This window comes from Cryobacterium sp. Sr8 (assembly GCF_004403225.1).
GTDB classification, from domain to species: domain Bacteria; phylum Actinomycetota; class Actinomycetes; order Actinomycetales; family Microbacteriaceae; genus Cryobacterium; species Cryobacterium psychrotolerans.
Genome location: NZ_SOHO01000058.1, coordinates 60,731 through 73,160, shown reverse-complemented (window position 1 = coordinate 73,160; position 12,430 = coordinate 60,731). Strand labels below are relative to the sequence as shown.

Sequence of the window (12,430 nt, the reverse complement as noted above, 5' to 3'; positions counted from 1 at the left end):
ATTCGGGTGCGACTAGGAAACGCCGATCGTGACTATCGCGGGCCCGCGGCACGACGCATCCGCATCCAAACCGGTGGGCGAGGTAACGGCGCGCGACACGCAGCAGCACATCTTCTGAGCGGCGTGCTGCTGACGTTCGCTGTAAAACACGTCGCGGTGGTCAATAGCTCCGTCGAGTGAGGCGGCACCCAGGACATCGAAACCGCCGGTCGGCGTCGAGTGCGAGGACTTGAAGCCGCCCAGATCGTCGTGACGATGCTGCTGACAAACTTCAACCTCCGCACGATCGCCGCGTTCATCAGCGACAAGATCAAAGCCGACGCGAAGAAGGAGTCCTGCGGCGAACCCACCGTCGCCCTGGTGCGCCGTCGAGATCGCGAATGGCACAATCCTTACACGGATACCTACCCGCCCGGCGTCACGCGGCCCGACAAAACGAAACCGCCCGCCCCATCCGACGGGACCGGCGGGCCACCCCTGATCAGATAGTCGCTCCGGCGTCCACAGATACGGCCCGAGAAGGCAAACCCCAGCATTCGAGACAATCCGGCGCGCGTGAAAACGCGTTGAACGGCCGAGATCACAGCCACAACTCAAGAATCGCGACCGGAAGCGGACGCGGAAGCCGCAGAAATCAGAAATCGCTCCTGAGGATCCTCAGGAGCGATTTCTTTTTGTTTCGACCGGACCGTTTCGTGAAGAGTTTCGCGAACGGCCCTTTGGTCTGTCGGGCTGACAGGATTTGAACCTGCGACCCCCTGAAGGCTGTAGCCTTAACTCGGTTTTCACCGGATATCTCGGAAAACTCGCGGATTCCCTTGTGTTTACAGGGAACCAGGCGGTTCACTGACTCCTATTGTACTCGGTCGATTTGGGTCGGCTGAAATTGATTCTGATGACTAAATGATGACCATTTGAACCGCTTTTGGTGCAGCACCTCCCCCTCCTCGCCGCACAGCACGGCATGCATTGGGTCAGTCTCGGGCTGCTCCCCGGCTGGAACACCACCCCGTCCACCGACCACGACGACAACCGTCTTGGCTTCTACCTCGGAGCCGGCGCACAGTCACGGAATGACCGCGGACCCGACGCGGTCCTTGACGCTGACCGGCGCACCGCGCGTCACCTCGGCAGCCGCGTCGCAAATACCGCCCACACGTTCGTTGCCGGCCGAGCCGTTTCCTCAAACACCCTCGGCTCGCCGCCGCTGGGGAGAACGCCGAGCTCGGGCAAGTCGCCATCTAAGCTTGGCCTCTTGCCCACGGAAGGAACCTCAATGAGCATGGAAGGCGCGGCCTGGAGCTCGCTGTACAAGATTTCTACCGCCAGGGACGGCAAGCACGGCTTCTCCCGTGAGTCCGTTCGGCGGATCATGACGTTCGCGGTGCCCTACCGGTCCAAGCTGCTGATCTTCATCACCCTCTCCACCGTGGGAGCTTTCCTCGCGGTCGCGACGCCGGTACTCGCCGGCCAGGTGGTCGACGTCATCGTCGCCCGGGGCGAGGTCACCACGATCGTTTGGCTCGCCGTCGTCATCGCCCTCGTGGCCGTGGCCGACGCCGCCGTGTCACTCGTGACGCGCTGGTACTCGGCGCGGATCGGCGAAGGCGTGATCCTGGACCTCCGCACCGCCGTCTTCAACCACGTGCAGAAGATGCCGATCGCGTTCTTCACCCGCACGCGGACGGGCGCCCTCGTGAGCCGCCTCAACAACGATGTGATCGGCGCTCAGCAGGCCTTTAGCGGCACGCTGTCCGGCGTGGTCACGAACCTCGTGGCGCTGATCCTCACCCTGATCGTCATGCTCAGCACGTCCTGGCTCGTGACGGTTCTCGCCGTGATCATGCTCCCCATCTTCCTGGTACCCGCGCGTCGCATGGGCAGCCGCCTCGCCGCGCTGCGCCGCGAGGCCGCCGATCACAATTCCGCCATGAGCACGCAGATGACCGAGCGCTTCTCGGCGCCCGGCGCCACTCTCGTCAAGCTGTTCGGCCGGCCCGACGAGGAGGCCGAGGAGTTCCGCGTCCGCGCCGCCCGCGTCCGCGACATCGGGGTTCGGACCGCGATGCTGCAGTTCGTCTTCTTCACCGCACTGATGCTCGTCTCCGCTCTCGCCCTCGCGCTCGTGTACGGGCTCGGCGGCTCCCTCGCACTCGCCGGCCAGCTGAATACCGGTGACGTGGTCACCCTGGCGCTCCTCCTCACCCGCCTCTACGCGCCGCTCACCAGCCTCGCAAACGCACGGGTGGAGATCATGAGCGCGGTGGTCAGCTTCGAGCGCGTCTTCGAGGTGCTGGACCTCGACCCGCTCATCAAGGAGAAGCCCGACGCCGTCGCCGTCCCCGAAGGCCAGGTGGCCGTCGAGTTCGACAACGTCCGCTTCGCCTACCCGTCCGCGGACAAAGTGTCCCTCGCCTCTCTCGAGGAGGTTTCCACGCTAGACACCCGCGGCGGCGAGGAGGTGCTGCACGGCGTGTCCTTCAGGATCGAGCCGGGGCAGACCGTTGCCCTCGTTGGTACGTCCGGTGCCGGCAAGTCCACAATTGCGCAGCTCCTCTCGCGCCTGTATGACGTCGACAGCGGCGCCGTGCGCCTCGCGGGGACGGATGTCCGCGATGTCACTTTCGCCTCCATGCGGCACACCCTGGGTATGGTGACGCAGGACGGCCACCTGTTCCACGAGACCATCCTCTCCAATCTGCGCCTCGCGAGGCCGGAGGCGTCCGACGACGAGGTGTGGGACGCCGTCCGCCGTGCGCGGCTTGAGCCGCTCATCCGGTCCCTGCCGGACCAGCTGGACACCATGGTGGGAGAGCGTGGCTACCGGCTGTCCGGGGGTGAGCGCCAGCGGATGACCATCGCGAGGCTCCTGCTCGCCCAGCCGCGCGTCGTCATCCTCGACGAGGCGACGGCGGCCCTGGACTCGACGTCTGAGGCCGCCGTGCAGGCGGCGCTCAGCGAGGCGCTCAAGGGACGGACGGCGATGGTGATCGCACACCGCCTCTCCACCATCCGCAGCGCCGACCTGATCCTCGTGGTTGAGGACGGCTCGATCGTGGAGCGCGGTACGCACGAGGAACTGCTGGCTGCGGGTGGGCGGTACGAGGAATTGCACCGGACCCAGTTCGCCGTGCAGAAGAATGTTGCGGTCGATGAGGAAGCGCTGAGCCGGACCTAGTCGCTGAGCTCGGTGCCCCCGCCCTGAGCGTCTCGGAAAGTCGTCTCATCACGTTTCGTGTCTCACCGCTCTACATGGGGTTTTTCGAAGCGGAACAGGATAGAGACGTCCAACGCCCAATTGGCCTGTACCCGAGCCATGCACTTGCTTCATTTGAACCAGCGACCACTGAAGGCTACAGCCTTAACTCGGTTTTCACCGAATATCTCCGAAAACTCGCGGATTCCCTTGTGTTTAGAGGGAACCGGGCGGTTCACTTCCTCCAATTGAACCCGGTCAATTCCGGTCGCCCAAAAAGGTTTTGATGGGTAGATGATGGGCTCTCGACCGCCGACTCGACGGTCCGGAACGAGGAACCGGAGTTATCGATTCGAATTGCTCTTCCCTGCACGTCCGCGCCCTTGTCGTCGCGAGACGTCTGGCTCATGTTGCAGTTCAGCCCTGTGTAGAGTCACCGAACGTGACTCGGGACCAAAGCGCTGAATTCACTATTGGGACGTCCCAGCGTTATGCAGCCAGTAGTCCCGACCATCCCGAGGGCACCCTCGAATTCGCGCTTTTTACCGACCATGTGCGAGGAGCAGTCAAGAGGTGTCGGCGGTCCCGGATACCCTTGAGATCTCATGACCCTTGCACCCATTGACCCGGCTACGCAGTCGGCACTTCTCCCCGTTGCCGAGGCCTCCTACGGCCATGAAGAGAAGTCCCGTGGCGCGATCTTCACACGGCACTCAGTCGTCGACTTCATGCTTGACCTTCTCGGCTACACGGCAGATCGACCGTTGCACACGCTTTCGATCTTGGAGCCGTCGTTCGGGGGCGGCCGCTTCGTGCTGTCAGCCGTCGACCGCCTGCTCAATGCCTGGAGGAGGGCCGGCGGCGAGGATGCTGCCGACCTGGTCAACGCAGTGCGGGCTGTCGAGCTCGACAGCAACACCTTCCATCGGTTCCGGGAGGTCCTTCATGCTCACCTGGTCGGGCAGGGATTGGCAGCATACGACGCCAGCAAGCTCGTTGACTCGTGGTTGAGGCGTGAAGATTTCCTCCTCGCCGGTTTCGACCAGAAGTACGACTTCGTGGTCGGCAACCCGCCATATGTACGTCAGGAGCTCATCCCTGACCCCCTTCTCCGGATCTACCGGAGCCTGTATCCGACTATGGTCGGCCGAGCGGATCTCTATATTGCCTTCATGGAGCGGTCCCTCGATCTGCTCAATGAGCGCGGCAAGCTCAGTTACATCTGCGCGGACGCGTGGATTAAGAACGACTATGGGCGTGGGATCCGCTCCAAGATCGCGTCCGAGTTCCACCTCGCCTTTTATGTCGACATGTACGGCTTGGACGCCTTTGAAGTGCAGGTTGGCGCATACCCGTCGATCACGGTGATAGAGCGGGCGACGCTCGGGTTGGTGGAAATTGCCCACGCTACGTCCGTCGACGCCGGATACCTGAACGGGCTGTCCTCAAGCCTTACGTCGGGACGCCTAGATCGACCCGACGTAATGGTGTTAAACGGTGTGCGCGGTGCGAACCCGTGGTTGCTCTCAATGAGCGCCAGCTTGGTGATCATCCATGACCTTGAGTCGAGATTCCCGACGGTGGTTGAGGCCGGGTGCCGCGTCGGAATCGGCGTAGCGACAGGGGCTGACAAAGCCTTCATCGCGCCTCTCGACAAGCTAGACGTCGAGGACGATCGAAAGCTCCCTCTTGCAACCAATAAGGACTTGCCCGGAGGCCAGTTGGTGTGGTCCGGCAAGGGTGTTCTGAATCCATGGCGGGATGAAGGCGGCCTCGTCGATCTCGCGGAATACCCGAAGCTTGCCGCGCATCTTGAACCGTTCCGTGCGCAGCTGGAAGGTCGGCATACCGCGAAGCTCGACACCGCACGCAAGTGGCACAAGACAATCGATCGAATCACGCCGTCGCTCACATACCAGCCGAAACTTCTCATCCCTGACATCAAGGGCAACGGAGACGCGATTGCATTTGATCCTGGCACCCTCTACCCGCATCACAACTTGTACTTCATCACTTCGAAGCAGTGGAACTTACGCGCACTACAGGCGCTCCTTCGCACTGGCATCGCCCACATGTTTGTCGCTGCGTATAGCGTCAAGATCGGCGGCGGATACCTTCGGTTCCAGGCCCAGAACCTCAAGCGGATCCGAGTGCCGTATTGGGAGAACATCACTTCTGTTGACCAGGCCGAGATGATTCGAGCAGGCGAAGCGGGCGAAAAGCTGACCACCGAGCTCCTAGAGCGGATCTACCAACTGGAAATGGGCGCCTTGGCGTTCCTGGGGGAGAAATAATGGGCATTGATCTTCAGGATTTTGAAGAACGGACTTCACACGCCGTGCAGGTGTTCTGGGATGGCCGTGCCGCGGCAATGGAGCGTCAGCGGCTGAACGGTGTCGTTGATCAGGGTGGGCGCGCTGGCGTGACCGGCGGTAAGAATATGGACGGCTTTGTCACGCTTATCGCTGACTTGGTGGCGGCAAACGGGCTCGCCGACGCCAAACTCTATATGACTCGCGGCCTGAACACTTTGCCTGGATACTTTCGCCCGACGAAAGATTGGGATCTCCTCGTGATGCGCGAAGGAGTGCTAATCGCTGCGGTCGAACTCAAGAGCCAAGTGGGGTCATTTGGGAACAACTTCAACAACCGAACCGAGGAGGCGATCGGCTCCGCGGTCGATCTGTGGACTGCCTTCAGGGAGGGAGCGCTCGGCGATCAACCGGCACCGTTCGTAGGGTGGCTAATGCACGTCGAGAACGCGCCGGAGTCAACGAAACCGGTGCGCGTTGCCGAGCCACACTTTGAGGTGTTCTCGGAGCTTCAACATACTTCGTACTTGGAGCGCTACGAGTGGCTCTGCCGACGTCTCGTGCTGGAGAAGCTCTACACGGAGGCGGCGCTCGTGGTCTCTACCCAACGAGGTGGCCTCAACGGTGAGTATGGCCAGATGAGCGAAGTTACTAGCTTTAGGCGCTTCGTCGTTGGATTCGCGGCTCACATTGCAGCGGAGGCGGCGCTGTTCAATTAGCACGTTCACCAAACATGGGGAGGTCGAAGCGCCACCGTCCCGCGGAGCACCCCGAGCACGGCACCCGGAACCTCTCCTGCCTCCGACTCCCCGGTGCATCGATGGAGCACGGCGGGTGGCAGCGGTATTGTTCTAGCCCTTGACGATCCGAGGTGAAGAACTTGCTCTTCCTGGAAACTACGGGGTTAGCTCCGAAAGAGAACAACGGTCTTGCAGTCGGGGCACATCCAGTAGGGATGCGATGTCGTTCCAGATGGCGTGCAGGTGCTCAGGCAGCTGGGGCAATGTGGCGCGTCGATCGAGGAGAGGACATCCATGGCGGGAGCGTACTCTGCAGTTCGTGTTGCGCGGAGCGGGCCAACTGGCCTCACACCTTGGAACGAGCTATGCGCCCAGACACCGCACCATGTTCGGCACATTTACCACACGATGATCAATGGCAATCCACTCCCGGACTTGAGGTTTCACGACCGCTGGAGCAGCGAACCACACGTTTGGAGACCCGGCTGCGCTCGGATTGATTCACGGGCTCCGAGGTACCCGGGACACGTCCACGAGTGTGCTCGAAAGAACCCGTAGGAAATCAGAGAAGTCGATCACCTGATCGGGGTCCGGAAAAGACGTCGTCCCCGTTGGATGCGCTATGCCGTTTCGAATCTTCATCATTTTGTCCAGCCGGTTCATCGCGTCGGCCGTACAGTCCCCATCCGTCACTTTTACCAAATACGTTTTCAGCGGTGCCTGCTTCCCGATATCGGACCAGACACCGGAAACGTTAACCCGCTTGAAAACCTCTCCGAGCGTTCGAGAGTTCATGTTCGCATCTGTCAGTGAAAGCACCCGCGAGGAAATGGACACTGGAGCGCCAATAACAGGCACATCTAGGCTCCTAGCGAGAGAGATAAGCATTTGTTCGACTGCGCTCGGAGTGTAGCCGAATCGATGCGGGTTCTTGGCGATCTCAAGGGTTCCTGCCATCAACTCGCTTCGCACCGACTCAGGGAGGTCTGAGTACACGGTCGCATTGGCCGCCAAGTCATCCGCCATTGCCGTCAATAGTTCACGCACGAAGTACTCAAAGCGGCCGCAAACGTAGAGCAAGATCGAGCCCGCAAGAATGGGCAAGTCGGTTCGAACGTGGTTTGCTGTGGTGATTAAGTCTGTTGATTCCTTCCAATCTACGGACCCATCTTGCACTTCCGCAGGAACCGCGCGTCCGGCAAAACTCCGGAATTCCTTAATGAGGCGAAGCAAGTGACCCGCGCGGTCGATGTCGAGATGGAATTGAGCAAGCATTGAATCGTCGAAGGCCATGATCCGACTATCGAGCCTCGGCAGTAAGAATCGTCCTTGCCAGCGCCACACGTTCGTAAACGGCTGCAATCGTGTTGGCTCTGCCCACCAAGACTTCGTAGTCAGCCTCGTTTGCAAGCGCTCGTTCCAAGGCTCCTCGGACACTAACTGCGTTTGACTCGATGTCAATCGTAGGATCCTGGCTTAGAGCAATCATGAGCGCGTCATATAAGGGCCGACTGAGTCGCCCACCATCCTTAAGACGGAACGTCACATCCCCAAATACCGACTGGAGCCGGGTAATAACCTGAGTGAATTGTGCTTCCATATCCCCCACAGACGATTCACGCACAGACGATTGCGATTTCATGAAACGGTCCAGAATCGTTCTCAGTGAACCGCTCTTAGTGTTTTCTACGGCATCTCTAAGCGCGAAGAATCGCAGGACCAGCTCTGCGTCAGCTAGGGACGCGAATATCGCATTACGAAGAAGCGCATCGGAAGGTTCGCGTTCTTCACCCGCTACGTAAGGTGGAATGCCCCAAATCTCGGTAAACGGGCGCGACCGAGCAAGCCTGATCAGCATCGCGTTGAAATCCCCGGGGTAAAGGGCGTTTCTGAGCTCCTGCGGATTGAGGCGTATCCCTCCGGTATTTAGGCGGTCGAACAGCACGCGCCTCACGTCCAGACCGTCCGATTCAGGACTTTGTGATTCCGCGAGAAGCACAACCGCCGGCAGGCTCCGACGAAGGAGACCTTTTTGGAGTATCGCCGGCAAATCGAGAAACCGATTCCGGTTAAGTTCTGGCCAGTATTCCAGGCCGGTTAGTGGATAGTCGTTTGAAAGAAACGAGCTGATCGCATCGAGTCGCTGGCGGCCGTCAATTATCTCGTATTCGTTGTAGTCACGCTCGAATAGGAAGATAGGAGGCACCGGGATGTTGAGAAGCAACGACTCGATCAGAAGCGACTTTTTTCTATTGGCCCACCGCAGCCGACGCTGGTAAGCCGGGGAAATGTCTATGAGTTCCCTGCCCGGTTGCAGCGCGTGCTGCAAATAGTCAAGCTGATAGTCCTTGGTCTCGCGAACGACGCGAAGCTGGCTTTTCGCATATTTTTCTGCGGGGTCCATCAGTGCTACGGCAGCCTCTATGGGCACGTCGTCCTCTTGGTCGAACCATTCCTCGACGTCATCGATCTCGATTTCATCCCTCGGCGCGCTCATTCGGTAAGGCTACTGCGCTCGGGGCCGCGCAATCTCACTTCGCATTCAAAATGGACGATCGAGTCGCCGCCCAGGGAAAAGCTTGCTCGGCTGTTTCAATGCGAGGTCAGGTGGCAATTTCGACAACGTTTGTGCCCATTTCAATTCGGATGCCGATGTTCATCGGAATTCATGCCGTGAAAGAGACGTTGCAACCGGGCCTTGCACGCCTGGTGATAATTGACCGGCACTGACGCGAGACGCGTTACAAGTCGCGCCCTGGTCGCGGCGACTACGCAATTACGCAGCTACGGCGACTTTGCTCCCTGTGTCGCCTCGCCAGGTGACTCCCCGTGGACGCCCTGGCCTGGAGGGTGCCTCGTCACGGAAGAAGCTGCCATTGGGGTCATCTCGGTCATCGACGGCCGCGCTTTCGGCGATTAGCTGAAATCGCACCCCTTCGAGCTTCCATCGCGCGCGGCGTTCGAAGTACCCGAGATTTTTCGACCATGATCCCGTCTTCGCTCGCGTGGCCGAAGCGTGGGGTACGCCGGTATCGACGGAAGCACACGAGTGAGGCTGGGCGCCGGCCCACTAAAGTCCAGGTCGCGTTCCCAATATCATTTCGCGTTGTGCCAGACCGATGTTCTATCGAGACCATTGGAGCCGGCACGGATCCACGCGCCACCTCGCGGCTTGATCGGCTCCGGACTCGGTAAAATCCCAATTGGATAGAGCGCTAGCATCGACGTAATATGCCGCTCAAGGTCCGTATTGGATGTGAACGACTTGCATAGTTGGTCGCGGATCGAGGCGCACAAGCGCCTCCGCTCTTGGGAAGGCATGAAATTGGTCGACGAGCACGCTGCCGAAACGGTCCTGCCGCCGGGCAAGAAGCCATGAAGTTTCGAGTCGTGAGTTGGGCGGATAGCAGAGAAGACCGATCGGTTGTGTATCTAACTCACACAGGGTGGGACGACTGGTTCAAGTACTCGACTATGTACGACGTCGAGTTCGTCGATTCATCCGGGCAGTCCCACAGACTTGGCGGCACTAAGATTGGGCGCTTTGGACTGAAGCCCGCTCGGAACGGCCCCGACATTGCTGACGATGAGAGGCTCCCGCGCCCGCCAACAAAGTTCAAGCAGCAGTTGGGGCCAGATTTCTTCTCCCTCGCGCAGGATTCCTCGTTCTACGAAGCGCTTACAGAAATTGGAGACGGCATTCGGGACGAGATCCTGAAGGGGCTGCAAGACATCGCTTTTGACGAAGGTCTGCTCGCTAGAGCGGAAAAGGAGGACGTCACTCGTGTCTCCTTACTTCGATCAGTACCTCTTCTGACGGTGCGAGAACAATTTCACAGGCTCGCTCACGGTGGAGCGCGCTTGACGGCCTACAACTTGCGATACACATTGAAATACACGAAAACAGATCCGCTTCCTTCGGTCGATTTCCGCGTGGAGCCGGGCTCGCTACCGCCGACAAACCTCCACGTCTTGATCGGGAGGAATGGTGTTGGCAAGAGTACGTTCCTAAACAACCTCGCCGTCTACTTGGTCCAAAGCGCAGGCTCTGACGACGCGAAAGCTCAGCGAGAGGCGGCGGCAGAGAGCGGATCAGCAATCTCGAACCTGGTGTCGGTTTCGTTCAGTGCGTTTGACGCATTCGAACCCATCTCGGTGCCGCAGCGGGCGAAAGGCCTGACCTATCATTACGTCGGTTTGAAAAAGAAACGGGCGAAAAAGGATGACCCGGAAGGGATCAAAGGTCCTCAGGCGCTCGCTCGTGAGATGACTGATTCCGTAAGATTGTGCTTCGAAGGTGCCCGACTTTCGCGATGGCTTCGCGGTCTTCGCCTGCTGGAAGCTGATCCAATATTTGCTGCGGCCGGAATCGCAGATGTGGCCGAAAATGCTGCGGATGCTAGCGAGGTTTTAGAACACATAGGCCCAATTTTCCGGCGTCTGAGCTCAGGCCACAAGATCGTTCTCCTCACCATCACAAAGTTGGTGGAGACGGTTGAGGAGAAGAGCCTCGTTTTGTTGGACGAGCCTGAGGCCCACCTGCATCCGCCCCTGCTGTCGGCCTTCGTTCGAGCCCTTAGCGATCTGCTCGTGAACCGAAATGGTGTTGCCATTGTCGCGACACACTCGCCCGTCGTCTTGCAAGAGGTGCCCAAGTCGTGCGTCTGGAAGATTGGACGCAATGGTGATGACACTTGGGTGGCGCGTCCCAAGCTTGAGACGTTCGGCGAGAACGTTGGAACGTTAATTGACGAAGTGTTCGGGCTCGAGGTCACATCGACTGGCTTTCATCGTCTCCTAGCAGACGCTGCACTTCGCTCCCCGGACTACGACACTGCTCTTGCCCAATTCGGCGGGCAACTTGGCGCGGAGGGTAAGGCAATCCTGCGCGCTATGGTCCGAAATTTGAACGCTTCGCTAGATGTGGTCGGTTAGCCCCCCGGCGATCTCGATTAAGGAGACCGCCCAGGCATGCGCACGTGGGACCAGCGATGGGACTTTGGCCAAACGTCTACTTGCAGCCCGGCCCTCCCTGGAGTCGAACAATCTCGCTTTCAGGGGCAGCATAGCTAGCCACGAGATGCATTTGATCGAAGAGTCTGACTACAGCGTTCCCGGTGTCTCGGCTGCCGAAATCAAGTGGATGTACACAAATCACTTCGCGCGGCTTGGGCATCCCGCACGAAAATTGTACGAGAAGCTTATCGGCGCAGCGCCTGAGGGTCTCTGTTGCTATTGCCAATACGGCCAGGCGAAGACTCTCGATCACTTCGTACCCCAGAACCATGCGGGCACGCTCTCAATCGACCCATGGAATCTGGTTCCCGCATGCGAGCAGTGCAATCACAAACTCCAGGCAAAATGGGGCACGACAGCCGCCGACCAGATGCTCCATCCGTACGATATGCCCGCCCTCGGAAGGTGGCTTCGCGGAATCGTCGCGAGTCATGACCCGATCGAAATCGCGTTCTCGATTGACCCACTGGCGCTGCACGAAACTGAACTACAAGACCGGATGGTGAATGAGTTTGACTCACTCGGTCTGGCCGCTATGTACGCCGTCGTGTCCGCGGGCGACATCTCGATTGCCCGTCGGTACCTCATTCGAAACTACAAAGCTGCAGATGATGACGAGTCGGTTCGCGCTCATCTTCTTGAGGCCGCGGGTGACGCCTTTGCGGTTGATGAAAACAGTCGTCGAGGCGTGGTGCTCGAGGCGTTGGCTCAATCGGCGTGGTTCTGTGCCGGAGGGTACGGGTCATGAACCGGTTCCTTGGCTCGTGAATTTTCCACGAACGATCGAAGTACTGCGCGTCATGGTCCCCGATGCGCAGTCCGCCCTGGCACCACGCAAGGAACTTGGGTACGCGGCACTAGTGCAAAATTTGGGCCGCCCGGAATTCGGAAGGCCTGTCGAGAGGCCCATCGATCTCCCACCTCACGACAGGGACCCGGTTCTACCTCGTCTAGTTGGCAGCAATCCTGCCCAAATGCGCATAGACGCGCTGAGAATCCCCCCGAACTAAGAGGGGAATATTCGTCGACGCGTCGGTAGCCAGCCCTGCTCGTGATGTGCGGAATTTTGGAACTGGTGCCGACAGTCGGGCGGTCCGCTCGTCGACCGGGTTAGAAAGGACCTGCTGGCTGTCTTGACTTCGAAACTTCCAGCCTGGCGGTAAGCC

Annotated in this window: 8 protein-coding genes; 5 read left to right on the top strand and 3 right to left on the bottom strand. The window is 59.6% G+C overall.

Annotation, left to right across the window (positions count from 1 at the left end; translation table 11 throughout):
- Positions 1-12: 12 nt before the first annotated feature.
- Positions 13-387 (bottom strand): hypothetical protein, encoded by a 375-nt coding sequence (locus E3T54_RS17730; RefSeq protein ID WP_370255522.1) that lies wholly within the window; start codon positions 385-387, stop codon positions 13-15.
- Positions 388-1,276: 889 nt separating this feature from the next.
- Here E3T54_RS17730 and E3T54_RS12105 point away from each other — a divergent pair.
- The 3 genes from E3T54_RS12105 (at position 1,277) to E3T54_RS12095 (ending at position 6,227) form a co-directional block, all read left to right on the top strand.
- The gene (locus E3T54_RS12105) at positions 1,277-3,178 is read left to right on the top strand and encodes an ABC transporter ATP-binding protein (protein ID WP_134475931.1); all 1,902 of its coding nucleotides are present in this window, start codon (positions 1,277-1,279) and stop codon (positions 3,176-3,178) included.
- 623 nt (positions 3,179-3,801) lie between these two features.
- A complete protein-coding gene (locus E3T54_RS12100; protein ID WP_134475901.1) occupies positions 3,802-5,490 on the top strand; it encodes an Eco57I restriction-modification methylase domain-containing protein in 1,689 nt (562 codons plus the stop codon).
- Complete coding sequence (locus E3T54_RS12095; RefSeq protein ID WP_134475900.1) at positions 5,490-6,227, top strand: PaeR7I family type II restriction endonuclease; 738 nt, start codon at positions 5,490-5,492, stop codon at positions 6,225-6,227. Before E3T54_RS12100 ends, E3T54_RS12095 begins: the two co-directional genes overlap by 1 nt.
- A 522-nt stretch (positions 6,228-6,749) precedes the next feature.
- On the opposite strand, the gene E3T54_RS12090 is transcribed toward E3T54_RS12095, so the two are convergent.
- Both E3T54_RS12090 and E3T54_RS12085 read right to left on the bottom strand, forming a co-directional pair.
- Positions 6,750-7,541: a HEPN domain-containing protein gene (locus E3T54_RS12090; protein ID WP_134475899.1), complete on the bottom strand. Its 792-nt coding sequence runs from the start codon at positions 7,539-7,541 to the stop codon at positions 6,750-6,752.
- A 7-nt stretch (positions 7,542-7,548) separates the two neighbouring features.
- Complete coding sequence (locus tag E3T54_RS12085; RefSeq protein WP_134475898.1) at positions 7,549-8,745, bottom strand: DUF262 domain-containing protein; 1,197 nt, start codon at positions 8,743-8,745, stop codon at positions 7,549-7,551.
- A 977-nt stretch (positions 8,746-9,722) separates the two neighbouring features.
- Between E3T54_RS12085 and E3T54_RS12080 the strand changes: the two genes are divergently transcribed.
- Together E3T54_RS12080 and E3T54_RS12075 are read left to right on the top strand one after the other, a co-directional pair.
- Positions 9,723-11,183: an AAA family ATPase gene (locus tag E3T54_RS12080; RefSeq protein WP_198414483.1), complete on the top strand. Its 1,461-nt coding sequence runs from the start codon at positions 9,723-9,725 to the stop codon at positions 11,181-11,183.
- 145 nt (positions 11,184-11,328) lie between these two features.
- Positions 11,329-12,012, top strand: a complete 684-nt coding sequence (locus E3T54_RS12075) for an HNH endonuclease (protein ID WP_166804912.1) — start codon at positions 11,329-11,331, stop codon at positions 12,010-12,012.
- Positions 12,013-12,430 lie beyond the last annotated feature (418 nt).